This is a genomic window from Citrobacter sp. Cb041 (genome assembly GCF_030336655.1).
In the GTDB taxonomy this organism is placed as follows: domain Bacteria; phylum Pseudomonadota; class Gammaproteobacteria; order Enterobacterales; family Enterobacteriaceae; genus Citrobacter; species Citrobacter braakii.
On the sequence record NZ_JAOWDD010000027.1, the window covers coordinates 1 to 19348 of the forward strand.

The following is a 19348-nucleotide window of genomic DNA, read 5'->3' on the forward strand; positions in this document are numbered from 1 at the left end:
AGGTGAACGTAGCAATATACCGGAGGCAACAGATTCATTACCTCCGTATGTGCCACTCATCCTCGTTAACTGACAAGCATGACTCCGGTAACGGGGCCTTTTTTATGGATCCAGAGGGAAGCATGAAACGAATCGTACTGACATGTGCAGCGCTGCTGTTGAGCGGCCAGGCGCTGGCGGATGACTGCGCCAACGCGAACACTCAGATTGAGATGAACACCTGTGCGGCAGAGCAGTTTAAGGCGGCCGACACCAAACTTAATGACACTTATCAGAATGCGCTTAAGCGCGCCGCCCCGACCCAGCGCGATTTACTGAAAAAAGCGCAAATCTCGTGGATAACCCTGCGCGATGCGGACTGCGCGTTAATCAGTTCCGGCACCGAAGGCGGTAGCGCCCAGGCGATGATTTCCAGCCAGTGTCTGACGGATAAAACCAACGAGCGTGAAGCGTTTCTCGCCTCTCTCTTACAGTGCGAAGAGGGCGATTTAAGCTGTCCGTTACCGCCTGCCAGTTAACGCACGCGGATCCCTTCAATAATCATCCGCTGCACGCTCTCCACCGTTTGGTTAAAAAAGGCTTCATCACGCAGCGTTGCGCCCGTTACCGCCTCTACCTGTGGGGCAAAGTCGGCGTAGTGCTGGGTTGAAGCCCAAATCATAAAAATCAGATGATGCGGATCGACCGGAGCCAGTTTCCCACTTTTGATCCAACCGGCAATCAGCGCCGATTTCTCATCAATTAGCGTTTTGAGATCGCCCGTTAATTCAGCCATCAATAAAGGCGCACCTGCCAGCATCTCCATACAAAACAGTCGTGAAGCCTGAGGGTAATCGCGCGACACTTCCAGCTTAAGGCGAATGTATTCTTTAATGGCCACCAGCGGCGCAAAGTCTTCGCGAAAAGCCTTCAACGGAGCCAGCCAGACGTCGAGGATTTGCCGCAAAACGGCAATATAGAGCACCTCTTTTGACGGGAAGTAATAAAGCAGATTCGTTTTTGACACACCCGCCTGCTCAGCGACCTGTTCGAGACGCGTGCCGTGGATCCCATATTGGGAGAAGATATTTAATGCCGCGGTTAATATGGCCTGGCGTTTTGCACTGACGGCCTGCGAGCGCTTACCTGTTTTTTTCTCTGCGCGTTGGACCATGCGCCCTCTCCTTCTTGTGAGGGCGTCAGCATACCAAATCACGCGGTGAATGGTTAAATTAAAGCGACTCCGGCGGCGCCTCTTGCACTCCCCCTTTTTTCTTTTTGAACTTCAGTTCGCTGACCAGCACGCCAACAATAATGAATGCTGCGCCGAGCAAAGCCAGTAGCGGTAAGCGTTCCCCCGCAAGGCGACCAAAGATCCCCGCCCACACCGGCTCACCGGTATAAATGACCGTCGCGCGCGTCGGCGAAACGCTGCGCTGTGCCCAGTTCATGGTGACCTGAATAATCGCACTGAAAATCCCTAACCCCAGCGCCACCACCAGCAATCCCGTAGACATCGGCGGCACGGACTCTCCTGCTGGGGCCATGGCAATAAATGCCACTATCGAAGCGGTTGCCAGTTGTACCACCGTTACCCGCCGCACATCCACTTTTCCCGCCCACGCGCTAATCAGGATAATTTCTGCCGCAATCGCCACCGCGCCGGCGAGTGTGATCCACTCTCCTTCGCCTAAAGCCAGCAAATTGCCTCCCGGTCCGGCGAGAAAAATCAACCCGATAAAGGCCAGCACAATGCCGACACACGGCATCAGGCCTGGCATACGCCCCAGACATAGCCATTGTAAAAGCGGGACCAACGGCACATACATCGCGGTAATAAACGCCGATTTACTGCTGGGAATAAACTGTAGCCCCCAGGTTTGCAGACTATAGCCCAACGCAATTGCGATACCGATCGCAACGCCTGCTTTGACTTCCAGCCAAGTCAGTTTATGCAATGTGCGTAGTGACAAAAGCGCGACCGCCAGCGCAGCGGTGGCAAAACGCACGCCGACAAAGAAAAAAGGTCCACTCAGGGTAACGGCATATTGCACGGCCAAAAACGTGCCACCCCAGAACATAGTGATCACAATGAGGATCGCTTCCTGAGGTTTAACAGAGAAGGAATAACGAGAAAGTAATGACATGAGACACCCGATTAACTGAATGTCGTTAGTCTGCGTTGCGTTTTGTTACAGTTCAACCTTGCAGACAAAAAAACCGCCGGAAGAAACCGGCGGCGGTGGGTGGCTACGTAACGTCTGACTCTGATCCTCAGCCGTCACGGCATATCTGACAGCTAGCCCGGCAATTACGATTTGTTGTTGCCGTGGCTATTTTTGCCCCCTTTTTTGCCTGCCTCTGAAGCGCGTTGCGGGTCATTCTTAAAGTTGCCCCCGCTGTGCTGGCCACCTTTTCGACCTGCTTCTGATGCTCTTTCGCGATCTTCCGCAAAGTTGCCGGAACCGCCTCGATGGTTTGCCATTACTGACCTCCGTCATTGATTAGACATCATATTGCATAGGTACTGAGGAGTGATACCTCACGCAGCGTTACGGGCGATACCCTGAAAATAACTGCGTGGGATTAAGCATAGTGAAGCGTGGCCTGAGCAGCCGCTAACTGTAATATCCTGCAACAGGATTGGCGGTGATAGAGAAATAATCACAGCGAGAAATCAATAAGTCTTTCTTATGACTACCAAATTCCACCCGGTTAAATATGTATCATTTTGCAACAAGAGAAGTTATTATAAAAATTGTTATAAATCAAAGAAGTGATTGTGAAATTTGCACTCCTGACAGTACGTCATATCTTTAAAGGTAGGTAGCGAGTCGCTACGGACACGGTTAACTCGAGGAGTAGTGTAAAATGGCAAAAGTTCTGGTGCTTTATTATTCCATGTACGGACACATTGAAACTATGGCCCATGCAGTCGCAGAAGGCGCAAATAAGGTTGATGGCGCGGAAGTGATTATTAAACGCGTACCAGAGACCATGCAGCCGGAGATTTTCCTCAAAGCTGGCGGCAAAACACAAAACGCACCAGTCGCAACCCCGCAAGAACTGGCAGATTACGATGCCATAATTTTTGGTACCCCCACACGCTTTGGCAATATGTCCGGTCAGATGCGCACCTTCCTCGACCAGACTGGCGGGCTGTGGGCTTCAGGCGGCCTGTACGGCAAACTCGCCAGCGTATTCAGCTCGACAGGAACCGGCGGCGGTCAGGAACAAACCATTACATCAACCTGGACTACGCTTGCTCACCATGGGATGGTGATTGTGCCTATCGGTTACGCGGCGCAAGAGCTGTTTGATGTTTCTCAAGTTCGCGGCGGTACCCCTTACGGCGCAACCACCATCGCCGGAGGCGACGGCTCACGCCAGCCAAGTCAGGAAGAATTATCTATCGCCCGCTATCAGGGTGAATATGTCGCAGGTCTGGCAGTAAAACTCAACGGCTAATCTTCAACAGGAGGATTCGAATGCCAACTCAAGAAGCGAAAGCCCATCGCGTCGGCGAATGGGCAAGTCTGCGCAATACATCGCCGGAAATAGCCGAAGCCATTTTTGAAGTCGCGCATTATGACGAGAAACTGGCGGAAAAAATTTGGGAAGAAGGTAGCGACGAGGTGCTCATCAAAGCCTTTAAGAAAACAGACAAAGATTCGCTCTTTTGGGGTGAACAGACTATCGAACGCAAAAACGTCTAGCGCTCAGACTCCCCCGCGAACACGGGGGAGTTTTTCTTTTACTTAGCCGCCTCATTCAACACGCTGTCGAACTTATCTATCGGGCAAAAGCCATCCGCATCTATCGGACACCCTTTCAGCTCCAGCGTTACGCGCTGCGCCGGGGATTTCAGGGTCAGAACGTCTGCATTACGCAACTGCTGCGAGCTCTGATACACGTACTCGATTTTCATCAGATCACGATTTGCGTTGCTGTCATGCCAGCGCTGGAAGACAATCTTCCCGCCAATCGGCGTACGCTCGTTCTGATCGTGAAGCTGGTACGGTTTGAAATCCAGCGCGGTGAGCAGCGATGCGATGTTTGAGTCATGCCCCACCAGCACGGTTATTTTTGGCGCTTTTACGCGTTCAGTAACCAGCGCATTATCAATATACTTCACCAGCGGTTTGGCGACATTCTGCGCCACTTCCGGGGAGGTGAACAGGCTGTCCTGATAGCCATTTTTCAGCTTCGACAGAACCTTCCACTGTTGATCGGATTTAATCTCGCCCCAGGCGACCTTATCCATCGGGAAGCCTTCGTAATATTGCAGCGTGAAGGCATCAACCAGCGAATTCCCGACCTTCAGCGGCCCCGAAACCCCAGGCTCCTGCTGGTATTTCGCGCTAAACGTATCTTTGGCATCGGTCAGGGAACACTGCTGTTTTTCTTTGCAGGATGGAGAGTCTTTGTAGTCGGTCATTTGCTCAAGCAACTGATAGCTGTCGTTGAGCTGCATTTGGCTACGCTCTTTCTCCATTGCCTGAACCGCCTGCTGGCTGAAGGCGGCGGAATCATCGGTGATCACCGGGTTAAAGGTGGGATCCATGGTGCCCATTTTTTCCTGATGATGGACCGGGACGTCGCAACCCGGGAAAGCACCGGTGACAAAGAACTGCGCCGTCGCGACCGTACGCTGCAGGCTGTTAGCATAGGTATAGACCGTACCCGGCACCGGGCATTCGCCCGATTTCACCATCCCCTGCTCTGCCAGCCACTCTCGCATATAGTGGCCCATATAGATTTCCAGCACGCCGCCTTTGGTGGTGAGTTGCCCGCCGGGGACATCCCATTCTGGCCATTGTTTGGGGGTGGACTGCTCAAGAACACTGCCATTATTGGCTAAAGGTGCGCGTAAGTTATGCCGACTCATCATCAATACTTGCTGAAGCTGATAGCCTTCCGGCGCGGTCTGCGCCTGCGCGGCGGTTGACATTAATACAGCCCCTGCCACGGCTGCGGCGATTAACGATTTATTCATCCCTACGACCTCTTGTTGTTATCAATCACAACAGAGTGTGACAGAAATATGACATATTTCCCGGAACGCTTTCGCAAAACGCACCATCTACGGTGTCGTTTTAATACCGAACTCGGTTTCTAATTTGCGAATGCCAAGCGGGGTGAAGGTGACGCGGCGACCACTCAGCTCCGTTTTTATCCATCGTTTTTCAATCAGCCAGCGTAGCAGCGATGCGCCAAGCACGCCGCCGGGATGGTAACGTCGTTCACTCCAGTCCAGACAACCGCAGGTTAATTTCCGCCGCGATGCGCTCGCAGCCAGGACAATCCCCATTTGTGCCAGTTTTTCCTGCCCAAGAGAGGTCAGCGTTTCACCATCCGGCGTTAACCACTGACGGGAAACCAGCGTATCGAACAGCCTCACCGCCACCTCGCCAGCGAGATGATCGTAGCAGGTTCGGGCATGTCGTAAGCCTGGCGGCGTCGTGATTTTTCGTGGCGTAGATGTAGCCCACGCCACGCCCATCAGGCGCTCCAGCAGTTCAGCGATATCAGAGCCTGCAAGGCGAAAATAACGATGCCTGCCCTGCGCGAGCGCCACAACAAAACGTTGTTCGCACAGACGCGCCAGATGCGCACTGGCGGTCGACGCTGACACATCCGCCACTGCGCTGAGCTCGGTCGCGGTCCAGGCGCGGCCATCCATCAGGGCGCACAACATTCGCGAGCGCGATTTATCGGCCATCGCCGCCGCGGTGAGCGCCATTCGCGACCCCAGAGCGCCCTCTTCCTCACTTAACATCACTGATGCCATAGCGACCTCTTTGACCCTGAATGTCTGAATTAACGATGCCATGAATGCGTTCTAAAGTCACCGCACAGGTCACACCGCACGCAGCATCATCTCGATACCCAACCCGACCAAACAAAACAGAAAACAGCGTTTAAACACGAGTGGAGAAATAACCCGTCGTACACGGGTTCCTAACCACTGACCAATCAGCGCAGGAACAATGGCCAAAGCCGATAAGCTCAACGACTGTACGGGCAGCGCGTTGTGCCACCACAGACCAAGCGCCAAAGCCAATGTCGAAAACGTAAAAGAGATCCCGAGCGCCTGAACCAGTTCATCTTTCTCAAAACCCAATGACTGGATCCAGGGCACGGCGGGCATCACAAATACACCGGTTCCGCCAGCCAATAAGCCAGTAACAAATCCTATGATGAGGGAGTACGGTTTTTCATTCTGCGGAGCCACTGCGATTTTCTTTCCGGCCAGCGTCCAGATAGCGTAAGCCACCAGCGCCACGCCGAGCGCAAACTGGGTACGGGTGGTATCGCCGCCGGTAATCCAGGCACTGGCAAGCAGTGTCGCCACCACCACCGTCAATAACATTGGCCACAGTCGTTTGACTAATTGACGCGTATTTCCGCCACCGCCAAACTGAAACAGATTGCTAATCAGCGAAGGCAACAGCAGCATGGCCGCCGCCGCAACCGGCGAAATAAGCGATCCGAGGATCCCCATAGCCACGGTGGGCAATCCCATACCAGTGACGCCTTTTACCATCCCGGCGAGGACAAACGTGGCGGCAATCATCATCACCAGAGCGGGCCCAAACGCTAACGAACTCGTCATGTTGCACTTTCCTGAAAAAGAGAAGATGACCCATTCTGGACGTTAATCGCGGTGCTCGCTTCGCCAGGCAACGAAATATGTCTTCCCTCTTACGGGTAATAATATAAAAAATGCCGGGTTTCCCCGGCACATTATCAGAACGTTTTTGCCCACCACAGCCGCAGCTTCATGCCCCAGTAGCTGGTCCAGCCGCTGGTTGTTGACACCACCCGACCTTGTGACACTACCACCAGCGTGGGCGTGACGCTAATCGCCCAACTGCGGGAGATTGCCCCGTTCGCATCATTGATGACCGGAAAGTCCACGCCTTTACGCGACAGCCAACGAGACACCTCAGCTTCACTGCCGGAGCGTAACGCAATGGTCATCACGTTTTCCCCTTCCGAACGCAGCCTGGCGACTTCCGGCGTCGTGAAGCGGCAAACGCCGCACCAGCTCGCCCAGAAATAAAGCAGCACCGGCTCGTCTTTGCTGAGCGCCGCCAGCGTGACGGTTTCACCATCCAGCGTTTGCAAAGGCGTGCTGTCAAAAGAGCCAGGGAGCTGCGGCGCGCGCCAGACATCCATCAGCAGCATCGCCCCTGCCAACAGCGCCAGTAAGATCAGCCCTTCGCGCAGCCAGCGGCGCAGTTTACTGAGCATTGGCCGCCGCCAGCTTTTCTTTGACCACTTCCTCAAGAGTTTCCCACGGCACCGCACCGGGAATAAGCTCATCACCAATAATCGTTGCGGGGGTGCCCTGCACGCCCACCAGTCGCGCCAGTTGCAGGTTAGTGCTTAGCGTTTCAGCGCTTTGGGCATCCAGCGTCACCGGACTGGCTCCCGATTTTTCCTGCGCCTGTTTGATACTGACATCGGTATGGTAACCCTTTTTCTGCATCAGTTTTTCATGTAGCGCCAGAAACTGCTGCGGATGCTCAAGCCAGGTAGTCAGCACGGTCCGCGCCGCCAGTTCCGAACTTTCCCCTTTAAACGGCAGCGGTTTAATCACTACCGCCACGTCAGGATATTTCTGCACAATTTTTTCCAGCATGGGATCCAGTTGCTTGCAGTACGGGCAGTTGTAATCGGTGAAGTTTATCAGGGTCAGTTTCGCCTGCTTAGCGCCAATCCGTGGGCTGTTGGGATCGTTAAACAGGGCCTCCTGGATTAATGCTTCAATTTGCTTTTCCTGTTCCGGTGTAAACGGTGCAGGTTCTTTAGCTACGCTGACGGCAGAAAATAGGGTTAACAGCAGAACAATCATTATTTTCATGGGGTTACTCCTTTGGCGTCGGTCAACGTTTGCAATACCGCATCGCGGGTCAACAACGTTGGTAACGCCTGGCCTTCCGGCAGACCGGGGCCATAAATTTGGTTATACGGCACAGCAACCTGGCCGCGTTTTTTCAGAAATTCGGTGATGGCTTCAGAAGGGAGCGTCCAGTCGCCGCGCAGCGCCACTACATCCGGCTGTTGCAAAGCGGCCTGTACGTCATCTTTATGCAACACGTTGTATTTGTTGACCTTACAAGTGATGCACCAGTCGGCAGTGACGTCAATGAACACACGCTTATGTTGCGCCAACGCATCCTCAATCGCCTGCTCGCTAAGCGGTTGCCAGTTCACGCTTTCTTTAGCGCTAGCGTGTCCGGCCAGCCCTAAATGTGGGAGCAGCAACGTCGCAAGCCAGATAGCCGACCCCAGCATCATGACACCGAGAAGACGCCGCAAACTATTCATCCAGCGTCCCGGACGCGGCAAACGCAGCGCCAGACCGGGACGCAGAGCCACCAGCAGCCACGGCAAGCTCATCCCCAGGCCGAGTGCGATAAACAGTCCCCACAACGTTGGCAGCGAAGCGGTCAATGCCACCGCTACCGCTGTTCCCAGAAACGGGGCGCTGCACGGCGTGGCGAGCAGGGTCGCAAATGCGCCTTGCCAGAAATGTCCCGACAAGCCGTTGCCACCGTGAGTCGCCAGCGTGGTGGTCATCGCCGAAGGCAGGCGGAATTCAAACCACCCGAACAGGCTGGCGCTGAACGTCAGCATCACCACGACCATGACGCCAATGAACCACGGGTTCTGAAACTGGATCCCCCAGCCCAGCGCCTGATTGGTTAAACGTAGCACTGTCATCAATAGCGCCAGGGCCATAAAGGAGACCAGGATCCCGGCTACCGATGCGAGGAATTGACGGCGGATCTGGCGACGGCTTTTTTCCTCAACCAGCAAAATAGAACCCAGTTTCATGCCGAGAACCGGTAACACACAGGGCATCAGGTTGAGGATTAAACCGCCCAGCAGCGCCATTAGCACCACCTGCCACAATGGGAGTGAGGCGTTCTCAATAACCGGGGCTTCGCCAATCGCAAGACGACTTTCCTGGGCAACACCGTTATCTGCCAGCACCAGCGTGACCGACTTACCGCGTAAATCCGGCGCGCCTTCCCCCCAACCGTCATGAACGGGTACCGTGGCGCGTAACGTCTCACCTGCGACGTGAATTTGCGGCATGCCAAAATCAGCATCATCAACGGCGTCCAGATACAGCCCAGGCGCAGTCCAGCCTCCCGCGCGGTAAGCCTCGACGACCAGCTCGCCGGCCCGTGCGCCAGCGCGCAAAGTATCGGTCAGGCCGCTGGCTAGCGGGATCTGCCCCATTGCCTGCGCATAGTCATGCGCAAAAGTCGGGTCCTGGGTCGTGGAGGTCACGGAAAAAGGAAAATCCGTCAACAGGCAAACGTTGCTACAGGTGGATAGCGTCAAAACACCGCTAAGCGTGGCGGGCGATCTGCCGCGCACAACCATCGGGAACGTCACATTATCGTGATAGCCCTGGGTCGTGATATTAGCGACCTCAAAGCGTGCGGGGGTTGGCCAGAACCAGTCGACCGCAGGCATTTCCCCTTGCCAAGCGATAGATGGCGCGACGCCTCCCTCGCCCGGCGAACGCCAGTAGGTTTTCCAGCCGTCCTGCAGTTTAACATCCAGCAACAGACGAGTTTCGCCGCCTGAGGACGTATCAGCGCGTAACCGCACGCTGGCGTGATCGTTATCGGGTGAACGCAGCCAGCCGGGTTCAGCCGCCCAGGATACGGGCAGCCATAGCAATAACAGACAGAGCAGCGCCTGCCTGAAAACAGTCATCATATATTTTCTCCGTGAATAATTATCTAACAGTCAGCAACGGCTGTTCTGTCATTCACGGAAGACGCAAAATCGCAGATGTACCCTTAGCGTGGGCGGCGAGATGGCTCGCGGTGGGAAAAAAGGCAGACGAAACGCCCGCACTGGCGCCAGCAGCGACAGCAGCAGACACAGCACCAGAATAGCGCCTTCGAACAGTACCGGGGGCGCCGCCAGTAATGATTTCGCGCTCAGTTCACAAGGGGTAACGGACGAGGCCTCATCGGTCTGCGCTTGTGCGCTTACGACCACGCTTGTGGCAACGGTGTCCATCTGCAACGCGTGCAGGCCCGCCATGCGTTGTGCGGTACAAACCATCACCACAACACATGCCAGACAGAGGAACCACCATCCCATCCGTTGACGTTTCGCCATTATACCCTCACTGATTGATGCGAGTTATCTTAACCACTCACCAGGTTTTGGCAACCTTTGCGCTGTAAAGTTATGTCCTGTCATCAGCAGGATATACCGCGATTTCAATCAGATTGAGATCGGGATCTCTGACATAAACCGAGCGAATCGGTCCCATCGCACCGGTTCGTGCAACCGGTCCCTCAACAATATCGACCCCGTGCGTTTGAAACGTGGCAATCACCTCTTCCAGCGCACGCGTGGTGATAAAACACAAATCCAGCGCCCCCGGCGTTGGCGCGTGAGCTTTGGGTTCAAACTCTTTTCCCCGAATGTGGAGGTTAATTTTCTGATTGCCAAAGACGAAGGCTTTCCGCCCTTGCGCGAAGGTTTCCAGCCTCATCCCTAAAAGTTCGACATAAAAACGAACGCATGCCTCTTCATTATTGGAGGTCAATACCAGATGATCCAGGTGGTCAATCATAGCGATATCCATTTTGGTTGCTCATCACTGACACTTACCCTATTCATTCAAACGCTACAAGAAAAAGAAAATCTTACGGCTGCGTTGACAGAACATAGCGCAACGCGTTACGGCTCACGTTTTATAAATCAAATGATAATTAATTATATTTCCGTTTTTATTTATTACAATATAACATTGCCAAAGTAATTACGAAAATATCACGGAAGTGATCATTCACTATTTACGAAGAGTACCAAAGGATATTCCCATAACAGTACATAAATACTGTCCGCTACGTATTGATGCGTAAATGAAAGTAAGGGTCAGCGCATTTTTAGGTGATTATCGTATTATAGCCCGACGCAATGAAGAGCGTATTCATTCGCAGAAAATTTGTTTATTGAATGTTATTTAGAGTATATGGAAATGAAAAAATATTTATTACCCCTGATTGGGTTACTTTTTACCGTTAGCGCTCAGGCAGCACCATTTACCGACGGCAAAGAGTTTATCTCACTGGAAAAACCCGTCGCTTCAGCCCCGGCAGCGCTGAAGTTTTTCTCGTTCTATTGTCCTTCCTGCTATCAGTACGATGAAGTTTTTGAAATCACTGATAACGTGAAAAAAGTTTTGCCTGCTGACGTCAAACTCACCGAATACCACGTCGACTTTTTAGGCCCTCTGGGGCAAGACATGACGCACGCCTGGTCCGTCGCCATGCTGTTGACCGTGCAAGATAAAGTTAAACCGTTGCTTTTTGATGCCGTGCAGAAAAAACAAACCATTAAATCGGCGGACGATATTCGTAACGTATTTATCAGCGCGCGCGTCAGTGCCAGTGATTATGATGCCGCATGGAATAGTTTTGCCGTAAAATCACTAACCGCCAAACAGCAAGAAATGGCTAAAGCCGTAGATTTAACCGGGGTGCCCGCCATTTTTATCAACGGTAAATATATGATCAATCCGAAAGGACTGAAATCTGATGACCTTAACGCATTCGTACAAAACTATGCTGATACGGTCCGCTTCCTGATCACTAAATCCTGATGTTTAGCTAATCTCACTATTCGCACCACACAACAGACGCCATAACGTTAAAAAGCGCTGTTGGTGGTGCAATGCCCGCATCGTTTATAGCAATATCCTCCCTTCCCGGTTGGCATTCTCCGTTATCAGGATTACCCTAAACTTAGCGGTGATACCTGTTGTCAGGGTTCACCTTCTGCAAGTGTTGATTTACACGAGAGAACGCTATGGAATTAAAGGATTATTACGCCATTATGGGCGTGAAACCGACAGACGATCTCAAGACAATCAAGACCGCCTATCGTCGACTCGCCCGTAAATATCATCCTGATGTCAGCAAAGAGACTGACGCGGAGGCCCGGTTTAAAGAGGTTGCTGAAGCCTGGGAAGTCCTGAGTGATGAACAGCGACGCGCCGAGTACGACCAGTTGTGGCAGCACCGCAACGACCCACAGTTCAACCGTCAATTCCAACAAGGAGAGAATCAACGCTATAACGCCGAAGATTTCGACGATATCTTCTCCTCCATTTTTGGTCAGCATGCGCAACAGTCTCGCCAGCGTCATGCCAGCCGCGGGCACGATATTGAAATTGAAGTCGCCGTATTCCTCGAAGAAACGCTTACTGAGCATAGCCGCACGATCAGTTACACCCTTCCGGTTTACAATGCGTTCGGCATGGTCGAACGTGAAATTCCTAAAACGTTGAATGTGAAAATTCCGGCTGGCGTCGGTAACGGTCAGCGTATTCGTCTGAAAGGCCAGGGTACCCCCGGTGAAAATGGCGGGCCAAACGGTGATTTGTGGCTGGTGATTCATATCGCGCCACATCCGCTGTTCGATATCGTTAATCAGGATCTGGAAGTGGTCGTTCCCCTGGCGCCGTGGGAAGCCGCGCTGGGCGCGAAAGTAACCGTTCCGACGTTAAAAGAGAGCATCCTGCTGACCATTCCTGCGGGCAGCCAGGCCGGGCAGCGGTTACGCATTAAGGGCAAAGGTCTGGTAAGTAAAAAACATACCGGCGATTTGTATGCGGTGATCAAAATCGTCATGCCGCCGAAACCTGACGACGCCAGCGCCGCCCTGTGGAAGCAGCTGGCGGATGCACAAAAGACCTTTGATCCGCGCAAAGAGTGGGGGAAAGCATAATGGCTAACGTCACCGTCACCTTTACCATTACCGAGTTTTGTCTGTACACCGGTGTGTCAGAAGAAGAGCTACATGAGATTGTCGGCTTAGGGGTGATAGAACCTCATGAAGACGAGACTTTTGACGATCATGCGCTGACCGTCATGCGTCGCGCGATACGCCTGCGTCAGGAGCTGGAACTTGACTGGCCGGGAATTGCCGTTGCGCTGACGTTGCTGGAAGAGAACGCTCAACTGCGGCAGGAAAACCGCCTGCTGCGCCAGCGATTGTCTCGCTTTATCAGCCATCCTTAGTGTGTCAAGGCCAGCATGGTGCTGGCCCTTCTATTATCCGCAACCCGCTCTTAATGACATTGCGCTGCAGATGGCATACAGTCAGCGATAAGAATTATCTCAAACAATAAGACGTTGAGCCATGCAGCTTAAACCCCTCACAAAAGGTCGTTTTCACAATATCTGGCAGCAGGATGATGCCTTAATTGAGAAGATATTCCAGGAGTTGCTCTCAGAAACACAGATTATCCAGGAAGATGACTATCTTTACCGCCAGGGACAGGTAGTCGATCGACTGATCATGGTGCAGTCAGGAAGAATTTCTCTGCGTTATAGCGCGGAGAATGGTCGCCGTTTCCAACTGGGTGCAATGGAATGTGATGAGCAACTGTTTGGCGAAATGGAGTTTTTTACCGGGTATCGTTGCCAGCTTGATATCGTAGCCGAAGAACCGCTGACCGTGGCGGTATGCAACTGTGACCGTCTGGAGGAAGCGCTGAACCAGCACCCCAGACTGGCGATATTTTTCGCCAGCGCAATGGCCGTTGATTATCAGGATATGCTGGAAATCTTCCTGCACCGGATGCTCTACCCTATCGTACATAACGTAGCGTATGACCTGTATCGCCAGCATCAGGACAAGCAGCCAATGGATGGTTTTCATAAAAAATACCAGGAAGCTGAGCGATTCGGCACCACCGACCGGGTCTATCGGCGGGCGGTGAAAGCGCTGACGGATGCCGGGCTGGTAACGCGCACGAAGCAAGGACTGGAGATTAAGGATCTGGATGGGCTGCGTAAATTTCTCGGCAATGACATCATTGACTGACACACCAACCCTGGCAAACGGAGCATTGGTGTGTCATTTCAGCGCAATCAGAACTTATAGGTGAGGTTGAAATAGTGACCCAGCCCGGTGGTACGCCCTGCTCCACCGTGGTTTTCCATCAATGCCATGTTGCGGAAATATTTTAAGCCATAACCTACCGCATAATGCTCTGAATGCCAGTAGATGCCGTTATACCATTCAATCGCGTTATTGCTATATAACGGCTGGTTAGCAATCTTGTTCGCGGCGAACTGGTAGTCAAAGTAACCCTGATAGTTCAAATAACTGCCGTTGGCGAACGTATAGAACGGCGTCGACCAGTTGGTCGAGAACATGTAACCATCCCACTTGCCTTCGTTATCTGCACCATAATTTTCACGTACATAGTGCGCATAAATGTTCATTCCCACCAGACCAAACCACGGCACTTTAACATCCGTGCCGAGACCAATGTAATGCTCAAATAATTCCCGGTCACCAATGTTATTTACCGTTGCGATATAGAATTCGTTAAATGGCCCAACGGATAAATCTTTATTAAAAATGGCGTCCAGGGAAAAACGTGGAGATATCTTGGCAAAGAAGTTATCCCCCCCGTGACGATCGTCCTGCTCGCGATCCAAAATATCAAAGAAATCCACATAACCATACAGATCGATAATCCCGGATCGTGCGCCAAACTCCAGCTCAAGATAGGTGTCATTACGAATACCATAAGGCACTTTCGCATCCACACTTTGCATTAAGTTCATCTGCATCCAGTTAAAATCATTTTTGCGGATGTTGCCATCGGCATAATCAGCCGCAAGCGCTTGCGTACAGCACATCGCAATTACCGCACCCAGAACTGTTTTTTTCATCATTGATTTATTTTTCTTCAGCATTTTCAATTCCTTTGAGCAAGGTTGAGTGTCGCCCCACCAGATAAATGGCGTGACGGCGGGCTATCTAATTAAAGAGGTAAGCGTTATTACTGTGTTTAATTACGTTTGAGTTTTAATGTACCCATCAACATAATAAAGATAATTAAATACAACACCGGTATTGCGTACATAATTTTCTGCAATCCCATAGTTTTTTCCATTAGCGCACTGATCGCCGGACTAAACATGGCGCCAGCACTACCGCTAATTAAAATATAAGAAACGTTCTGGCTACTCGCGCGCTTCACGAAAGAAACCCCGTAGGCAATAAAGGAGTTATACAGCGCTGCGCAGACAAACCCGTAACTATAGGCCAGATAATCAAGCCCGGAGATATTTTCCTTCGTGACAATGATGGTGGTAATAACGCAAGCTAACAAAATAATGCTAAGCAAGAAATAATGTATCTTTACGCGGGAAACAATAACGGTTGAGACTAACGCGCCGACCAGCGCAGCACCCCAGTATTGCGTAATAATATTACCTGCTTCTTCGAAGGGAATACCAAATTTGTTCTTCACAAATAATGGTGCCCAGGTCAGGAAGGTATACAGCGCCAACATACCTAAGAACAGGCCAATGCCTCCGCTGATAATCCCTGGATTCCACTCGGATTTCACCGGGTCTGCGCTATCCGCTGCAGGAGCCGTTTCACAGGCGGTAAAGCGGGTGAGAGCCACAACGCCCAGCGTGAGTAAGGCCACTATGCCTACGCTCAGATAGCTGTAACTCCACGACATATTGTGCGTCAGGGCGAAGGTGGTAATCAGCGGGAAAACTACGCCCGCGACGTTAAAGGTGGCGTCCTGCACCACCAGCATCGTACTTTGAATGCGATCCTGCCAAACCGAAACCACGATCGTTCCGGCCACGCACAGACCAATCCCGCCGCAGAAACCCACCAGGGTCATGGCGACCATCACCGCCCATAAGCCAGGGCTTAAGTGCATTGCCAGAGCGCAGAGGAACACTATCGAATAGATAATGAGCGTCATACGCTTAACGCCGATTTTCTCAATCAGGAAAAAGGCGGCAATGGTCCCAGCTAACGCCCCACCGTTAAGCAACGAAAATATCGAGGCGACGGTATTCACATCGGCACTGTAGCGTACTGCAATCGGTTCAATCAGCATGCCAAACTGACTGGCAAATCCTGCCATAATAAAATTTGCCAGAAAACTAATCAGCGTAAGTGCTATTTTATTCTTCATATAATGCCATCTCTGATTGGTTCATTTAAATGCTGATGCTAAGCCGTAACAGCTGTATTTAGCGCCAGCTCTATCATATTTTTAAAGGTTAACTGCCGTTCTTCCGCCGTTGTTTCTTCTCCTGTCAGGCAATGATCGGATACGGTTAATATAGCCAACGCTTCAATATTAAACTGATGCGCTAAAGCGTATAACCCTGCCACTTCCATATCCACACCCAGCACACCAAACTTTTCCAGTGCAGGTATTAAATTTTCGTCAGGATCGTAATAAAGATCGCCACTGAAGACATTGCCGACTTTAACGTCAATACCGGCCTTCTGCGCCAATGCCCACGCCTGCTGCAATAATGGAAAATGGGCAGATGTCGCCATCGTGTAGCCCGCGCTACGTTTTAAATTTGTGACGGAATCCGTTCCGGCGGCGATGGCAAGAATAATATCTCGCATTTTGACATGATGTTGTGTTGCCCCCAGACTGCCGACACGAATAATTCTCTGTACACCGAAATCATGTACCAGTTCATGAGCATAAAGCGTCATTGACGGTATACCCATGCCATGTCCCATCACCGAAACAGGTTGCCCAAAATAAAGACCGGTATAGCCCAGCATATTGCGTACATTGGTGACTTCGCGGTAATCCATTAGATAATTTTCGGCAATAAACTTAGCGCGAAGCGGATCGCCCGGCATAATAACGGTTGGCGCAAAATCACCCGCTTTAGCATTAATATGTGCAGTCATAACAATTCCTGAATTATGGGTATTGAAGATATGCAGGGATTGTAACCAGCGGTTTGCAGAGGATTGAGGACAAAAGTCCTGCTCAGAGGATCGGCCTCTCATTTCTGAGAGTTAGTGTTGCGGGCAGAGGGTACAGAAGAAAAATGAGCCTCCTCCACAGCAAAGAAAAGCGAGGGCCAGCGCAATAAAGGAACAGATTTGCACCCAAATCGTTGGTTACCACCGCGTTGACACGAGTATCCATTGCAGCGTCAATATTGTTTTTAAAGTGGTCTTATTGTTATTATCATTTTCCGTTCTAAATTTGAGTTATGCTGCCATGATCCCATTTAGGTTTAGTGAGATGACTCCCGCCGATATTCCTGCTGTTCAGTCGTTTCTTGTTGAGCATCTTAATTTATACTTCAATACCGGTAGAGCAATGCCTTCTGCCGAAGAAGATCTCTTTGATCTCGCACAACAGTATATCTTGCAGGAAAGGAATTCATTGCTTTGCGCGTGGAGTGAAAACCAGGAATTAATCGCTACACTGGCGGTATGTCAATATGATGATCGTATTACTGAACTACGTGGTCGCTATACCTTGTCTGAAACGGCGGAAATTTGTCGTTGCTACGTGGATGAGCGCTACCGCAGACAGGGGATCGGAAGTCAGTTGTTTGCTTTAGCTGAGGTATTCTGTCAGCGACATCAATATAAGACTTTGTATCTCCACACACATCATTTTTTACCCGGAGGGTATTATTTCTGGTTGCGTAACAATTTTAACGTGATTATGGATATGCAGGATGAATGGCAATTGGTACATATGGAGAGTACACAAAAAAGTGTCAAGCGCTGATATGCGGAACTTTTGATGGTGATCAATATGTTTCATACACAGAAATTTCAGCATGCGTGTAATTTGATCAATATCAACCAATTCTCATTTAGCTTCCTGTTGCTATTTTCATTTACAACATCGCAGTAACCAACAAAATCATAACCCACTGTATTAAATGGGTATTTTTCCCCACACCACTGCCTTTCATCTCTTGCCCTCTATGGTTGACCTTGTTAACAATTGCCGCTAGAGTCGCTTTCGACAGCATTTCATTACATTTTTGTATATGAATAGGAATATGGTGAGAATTATTCAATTCAATTCCATAACTGCCCCCGCAACTGTAGGCGGATGCAGAATATCCCTGTGTGGCTCATAAACCACAGGTCACTGTAAAGTTCATCTTTATGGGAAGGCCGATATTCTGATTACCGTGAGTCAGGAGACCTGCTGTCAAAGGTATATGCCATTGAGTGGACGGGATGGTCCATGGGATGAATTATTTGACGCAAGCGGTAGTGTATTTACGAATAAGATTTTGGCTGAGTAAAGCTTATTTGCATTTTTTGCATATCTTCATTCTTAAATTTCACGATTCAATGTCATCTATCTTCATGTCTCCTCCCGATATATGGAATGAAATAAGCCATGACCAGACCTTAAGATTCTGGCATCAACGGGACGATGATAATGCACGCTAATTCTACCTTTTACTTCTCTAAAAAAACGCTTTTGGCTATTTTTGGCACGACTGCTCTCCTGCTTACTTCCGGTTTTTCCGAGGCAGCAAAAACCGAATATCCTCTGACGATTAAAAACTGTGGCCGCGATATTACCTTCAATCAGGCACCAACGCGCGTGGCGACGGTGGGTCAGAACAGTACCGAGATTCTCTATTCACTGGGGCTGGCCGATCGCGTCGTGGGTACTTCGCTGTGGTTTGGCCCGGTACTGGAGGCTTATAAAACAGCAAACGAAAAAGTCGCCGTTATCGCGCAAAATATTCCAAGCTTTGAAGGGATCGTGGCGAAAAAACCGGATCTGATCGCCAGTCAGTTTGAGTGGCAAATCGGCCCTGCTGGCACGGTTGCCTCTTACGAACAGTTTAGTGAACTGAAAATTCCCGTTTACACCGCGCCAGCTGACTGTGCAAAAGATAACGAAGATGGTGGTGATGGTGTCCGTAAGGGCATGTTTGATATTGCCATGGTGTATCAGGAAGTCGCCGATCTGGCGAAAATCTTCGATGTTCAGGATAAAGGCGAGGCGCTGATTGCCAGCCTTAAAGCACGTGAAGCCGCAGCGAAAAACAAAATTACCGGAATGGATGAGAATGTTTCCGCCGTGTTCTGGTTCTCAAGCGCCGATCTCCAGCTTGACCCTTACGTTGCCGGGAAGTTTGGTCCGGCGGCATGGATCGCCCAAACGCTGGGAGTGAAGAATGTGATTGATTCTGCTGAAGAGTGGCCAACGGTGGGTTGGGAAACCATCGCAAAAGCGAATCCTTCACTCATTGTGCTCGGTGAGATGAGCCGTCGCCGTTTCCCGGCGGATGACTGGAAGATCAAGATGGAATACCTCAAGTCCGATCCTGTCGCCAAACTGGTTCCTGCCGTCAAGGAAAACCATCTACCGGTCATTGACGTACAGACCATGAATGCCGGGATCAGAACTATTGATGGTGTGGAAAAACTGGCTGATGCCCTTGTTGAATATGGCTTAGCACATCCGCAGGCTGCTCATTAATCTACGTTTTGCGCTATATCCTCACACGGTATAGCGCAT

At 51.0% G+C, this 19348-nt stretch carries 23 protein-coding genes and 1 riboswitch; of the genes, 9 read left to right on the top strand and 14 right to left on the bottom strand.

Annotated elements, in window-relative coordinates; genetic code table 11:
- Positions 1 to 122: 122 nt before the first annotated feature.
- Positions 123 to 518 (top strand): lysozyme inhibitor LprI family protein, encoded by a 396-nt coding sequence (locus OGV52_RS02060; protein ID WP_016156166.1) that lies wholly within the window; start codon positions 123 to 125, stop codon positions 516 to 518.
- Here the strand turns inward: OGV52_RS02060 and rutR are convergent.
- The 3 genes from rutR to OGV52_RS02075 all read right to left on the bottom strand — a co-directional run bounded on the left by rutR (position 515) and on the right by OGV52_RS02075 (position 2464).
- Positions 515 to 1153, bottom strand: coding sequence for an HTH-type transcriptional regulator RutR (gene rutR, locus OGV52_RS02065; RefSeq protein WP_016156165.1), 639 nt, complete (start codon positions 1151 to 1153; stop codon positions 515 to 517). The two genes, OGV52_RS02060 and rutR, sit on opposite strands and share 4 nt — an antisense overlap.
- A 58-nt stretch (positions 1154 to 1211) precedes the next feature.
- On the bottom strand, positions 1212 to 2126 hold the full coding sequence (locus tag OGV52_RS02070; protein WP_016156164.1) for a DMT family transporter: 915 nt from the start codon (positions 2124 to 2126) through the stop codon (positions 1212 to 1214).
- A 164-nt stretch (positions 2127 to 2290) separates the two neighbouring features.
- Positions 2291 to 2464 carry a con-10 family general stress protein gene (locus OGV52_RS02075; protein ID WP_003036022.1) on the bottom strand — a complete coding sequence of 58 codons (174 nt, stop codon included), beginning with the start codon at positions 2462 to 2464 and terminating at the stop codon, positions 2291 to 2293.
- Between the two features lie 386 nt (positions 2465 to 2850).
- Here OGV52_RS02075 and wrbA point away from each other — a divergent pair, with 386 nt between their 5' ends.
- Positions 2851 to 3447, top strand: a complete 597-nt coding sequence (gene wrbA / locus OGV52_RS02080) for an NAD(P)H:quinone oxidoreductase (RefSeq protein ID WP_003832057.1) — start codon at positions 2851 to 2853, stop codon at positions 3445 to 3447.
- Between the two features lie 20 nt (positions 3448 to 3467).
- Positions 3468 to 3695 carry a YccJ family protein gene (locus OGV52_RS02085; protein ID WP_016152581.1) on the top strand — a complete coding sequence of 76 codons (228 nt, stop codon included), beginning with the start codon at positions 3468 to 3470 and terminating at the stop codon, positions 3693 to 3695.
- Between the two features lie 38 nt (positions 3696 to 3733).
- Here OGV52_RS02085 and agp read toward each other — a convergent pair whose 3' ends face one another.
- The 8 genes from agp to OGV52_RS02125 all read right to left on the bottom strand — a co-directional run bounded on the left by agp (position 3734) and on the right by OGV52_RS02125 (position 10612).
- A complete protein-coding gene (gene agp / locus OGV52_RS02090; RefSeq protein WP_200046475.1) occupies positions 3734 to 4975 on the bottom strand; it encodes a bifunctional glucose-1-phosphatase/inositol phosphatase in 1242 nt (413 codons plus the stop codon).
- 87 nt (positions 4976 to 5062) lie between these two features.
- On the bottom strand, positions 5063 to 5770 hold the full coding sequence (locus OGV52_RS02095) for an ArsR/SmtB family transcription factor (RefSeq protein ID WP_287108000.1): 708 nt from the start codon (positions 5768 to 5770) through the stop codon (positions 5063 to 5065).
- Positions 5771 to 5839: 69 nt separating this feature from the next.
- Positions 5840 to 6595 (bottom strand): sulfite exporter TauE/SafE family protein, encoded by a 756-nt coding sequence (locus OGV52_RS02100; RefSeq protein WP_287108001.1) that lies wholly within the window; start codon positions 6593 to 6595, stop codon positions 5840 to 5842.
- Between the two features lie 134 nt (positions 6596 to 6729).
- Positions 6730 to 7236, bottom strand: coding sequence for a protein disulfide oxidoreductase (locus tag OGV52_RS02105; protein WP_016152577.1), 507 nt, complete (start codon positions 7234 to 7236; stop codon positions 6730 to 6732).
- Positions 7226 to 7849, bottom strand: a complete 624-nt coding sequence (locus OGV52_RS02110) for a DsbA family protein (protein WP_046274457.1) — start codon at positions 7847 to 7849, stop codon at positions 7226 to 7228. Before OGV52_RS02110 ends, OGV52_RS02105 begins: the two co-directional genes overlap by 11 nt.
- Positions 7846 to 9726 carry a protein-disulfide reductase DsbD family protein gene (locus tag OGV52_RS02115; protein WP_287108003.1) on the bottom strand — a complete coding sequence of 627 codons (1881 nt, stop codon included), beginning with the start codon at positions 9724 to 9726 and terminating at the stop codon, positions 7846 to 7848. Before OGV52_RS02115 ends, OGV52_RS02110 begins: the two co-directional genes overlap by 4 nt.
- A 48-nt stretch (positions 9727 to 9774) precedes the next feature.
- A complete protein-coding gene (locus tag OGV52_RS02120) occupies positions 9775 to 10137 on the bottom strand; it encodes a hypothetical protein (protein WP_016152574.1) in 363 nt (120 codons plus the stop codon).
- A gap of 70 nt (positions 10138 to 10207) precedes the next feature.
- Entirely contained in the window at positions 10208 to 10612 is a 405-nt protein-coding gene (locus OGV52_RS02125) for a VOC family protein (RefSeq protein ID WP_016152573.1), read from the bottom strand.
- 396 nt (positions 10613 to 11008) lie between these two features.
- Between OGV52_RS02125 and dsbA the strand changes: the two genes are divergently transcribed.
- The 4 genes from dsbA (at position 11009) to OGV52_RS02145 (ending at position 13860) form a co-directional block, all read left to right on the top strand.
- Positions 11009 to 11632 (top strand): thiol:disulfide interchange protein DsbA, encoded by a 624-nt coding sequence (gene dsbA / locus OGV52_RS02130; RefSeq protein WP_287108005.1) that lies wholly within the window; start codon positions 11009 to 11011, stop codon positions 11630 to 11632.
- A 206-nt stretch (positions 11633 to 11838) separates the two neighbouring features.
- Complete coding sequence (cbpA, locus tag OGV52_RS02135) at positions 11839 to 12759, top strand: curved DNA-binding protein (protein ID WP_279273014.1); 921 nt, start codon at positions 11839 to 11841, stop codon at positions 12757 to 12759.
- Positions 12759 to 13052, top strand: a complete 294-nt coding sequence (gene cbpM, locus OGV52_RS02140; RefSeq protein ID WP_016152570.1) for a chaperone modulator CbpM — start codon at positions 12759 to 12761, stop codon at positions 13050 to 13052. Before cbpA ends, cbpM begins: the two co-directional genes overlap by 1 nt.
- A 121-nt stretch (positions 13053 to 13173) precedes the next feature.
- Positions 13174 to 13860: a Crp/Fnr family transcriptional regulator gene (locus OGV52_RS02145; RefSeq protein ID WP_016152569.1), complete on the top strand. Its 687-nt coding sequence runs from the start codon at positions 13174 to 13176 to the stop codon at positions 13858 to 13860.
- 47 nt (positions 13861 to 13907) lie between these two features.
- On the opposite strand, the gene OGV52_RS02150 is transcribed toward OGV52_RS02145, so the two are convergent.
- The 3 genes from OGV52_RS02150 to deoD all read right to left on the bottom strand — a co-directional run bounded on the left by OGV52_RS02150 (position 13908) and on the right by deoD (position 16740).
- The gene (locus OGV52_RS02150) at positions 13908 to 14744 is read right to left on the bottom strand and encodes an outer membrane protein OmpK (RefSeq protein ID WP_287108008.1); all 837 of its coding nucleotides are present in this window, start codon (positions 14742 to 14744) and stop codon (positions 13908 to 13910) included.
- Between the two features lie 95 nt (positions 14745 to 14839).
- On the bottom strand, positions 14840 to 15994 hold the full coding sequence (gene tsgA / locus OGV52_RS02155; RefSeq protein ID WP_287108010.1) for an MFS transporter TsgA: 1155 nt from the start codon (positions 15992 to 15994) through the stop codon (positions 14840 to 14842).
- 38 nt (positions 15995 to 16032) lie between these two features.
- Positions 16033 to 16740, bottom strand: coding sequence for a purine-nucleoside phosphorylase (deoD, locus tag OGV52_RS02160; protein WP_016156154.1), 708 nt, complete (start codon positions 16738 to 16740; stop codon positions 16033 to 16035).
- A gap of 343 nt (positions 16741 to 17083) precedes the next feature.
- Between deoD and OGV52_RS02165 the strand changes: the two genes are divergently transcribed.
- Positions 17084 to 17581, top strand: a complete 498-nt coding sequence (locus tag OGV52_RS02165; RefSeq protein ID WP_287108011.1) for a GNAT family N-acetyltransferase — start codon at positions 17084 to 17086, stop codon at positions 17579 to 17581.
- Positions 17582 to 17808: 227 nt separating this feature from the next.
- A riboswitch (cobalamin riboswitch) is annotated at positions 17809 to 18032 on the top strand.
- A 221-nt stretch (positions 18033 to 18253) separates the two neighbouring features.
- Complete coding sequence (locus OGV52_RS02170; RefSeq protein ID WP_287108013.1) at positions 18254 to 19309, top strand: ABC transporter substrate-binding protein; 1056 nt, start codon at positions 18254 to 18256, stop codon at positions 19307 to 19309.
- Positions 19310 to 19348: the final 39 nt, after the last annotated feature.

Bases quoted from the DNA above. Each gene is read 5' to 3' on its own strand.
- OGV52_RS02075 (WP_003036022.1), bottom strand. From the start codon at position 2,464: ATGGCAAACCATCGAGGCGGTTCCGGCAACTTTGCGGAAGATCGCGAA.
- tsgA (WP_287108010.1), bottom strand. From the start codon at position 15,994: ATGAAGAATAAAATAGCACTTACGCTGATTAGTTTTCTGGCAAATTTT.
- wrbA (WP_003832057.1), top strand. From the start codon at position 2,851: ATGGCAAAAGTTCTGGTGCTTTATTATTCCATGTACGGACACATTGAA.
- OGV52_RS02060 (WP_016156166.1), top strand. From the start codon at position 123: ATGAAACGAATCGTACTGACATGTGCAGCGCTGCTGTTGAGCGGCCAG.
- OGV52_RS02095 (WP_287108000.1), bottom strand. From the start codon at position 5,770: ATGGCATCAGTGATGTTAAGTGAGGAAGAGGGCGCTCTGGGGTCGCGA.
- OGV52_RS02170 (WP_287108013.1), top strand. From the start codon at position 18,254: ATGCACGCTAATTCTACCTTTTACTTCTCTAAAAAAACGCTTTTGGCT.
- dsbA (WP_287108005.1), top strand. From the start codon at position 11,009: ATGAAAAAATATTTATTACCCCTGATTGGGTTACTTTTTACCGTTAGC.
- OGV52_RS02105 (WP_016152577.1), bottom strand. From the start codon at position 7,236: ATGCTCAGTAAACTGCGCCGCTGGCTGCGCGAAGGGCTGATCTTACTG.
- OGV52_RS02115 (WP_287108003.1), bottom strand. From the start codon at position 9,726: ATGATGACTGTTTTCAGGCAGGCGCTGCTCTGTCTGTTATTGCTATGG.
- OGV52_RS02085 (WP_016152581.1), top strand. From the start codon at position 3,468: ATGCCAACTCAAGAAGCGAAAGCCCATCGCGTCGGCGAATGGGCAAGT.
- rutR (WP_016156165.1), bottom strand. From the start codon at position 1,153: ATGGTCCAACGCGCAGAGAAAAAAACAGGTAAGCGCTCGCAGGCCGTC.
- OGV52_RS02100 (WP_287108001.1), bottom strand. From the start codon at position 6,595: ATGACGAGTTCGTTAGCGTTTGGGCCCGCTCTGGTGATGATGATTGCC.
- OGV52_RS02125 (WP_016152573.1), bottom strand. From the start codon at position 10,612: ATGGATATCGCTATGATTGACCACCTGGATCATCTGGTATTGACCTCC.
- OGV52_RS02120 (WP_016152574.1), bottom strand. From the start codon at position 10,137: ATGGCGAAACGTCAACGGATGGGATGGTGGTTCCTCTGTCTGGCATGT.
- OGV52_RS02110 (WP_046274457.1), bottom strand. From the start codon at position 7,849: ATGAAAATAATGATTGTTCTGCTGTTAACCCTATTTTCTGCCGTCAGC.
- OGV52_RS02165 (WP_287108011.1), top strand. From the start codon at position 17,084: ATGACTCCCGCCGATATTCCTGCTGTTCAGTCGTTTCTTGTTGAGCAT.
- OGV52_RS02070 (WP_016156164.1), bottom strand. From the start codon at position 2,126: ATGTCATTACTTTCTCGTTATTCCTTCTCTGTTAAACCTCAGGAAGCG.
- OGV52_RS02145 (WP_016152569.1), top strand. From the start codon at position 13,174: ATGCAGCTTAAACCCCTCACAAAAGGTCGTTTTCACAATATCTGGCAG.
- cbpA (WP_279273014.1), top strand. From the start codon at position 11,839: ATGGAATTAAAGGATTATTACGCCATTATGGGCGTGAAACCGACAGAC.
- cbpM (WP_016152570.1), top strand. From the start codon at position 12,759: ATGGCTAACGTCACCGTCACCTTTACCATTACCGAGTTTTGTCTGTAC.
- agp (WP_200046475.1), bottom strand. From the start codon at position 4,975: ATGAATAAATCGTTAATCGCCGCAGCCGTGGCAGGGGCTGTATTAATG.
- OGV52_RS02150 (WP_287108008.1), bottom strand. From the start codon at position 14,744: ATGCTGAAGAAAAATAAATCAATGATGAAAAAAACAGTTCTGGGTGCG.
- deoD (WP_016156154.1), bottom strand. From the start codon at position 16,740: ATGACTGCACATATTAATGCTAAAGCGGGTGATTTTGCGCCAACCGTT.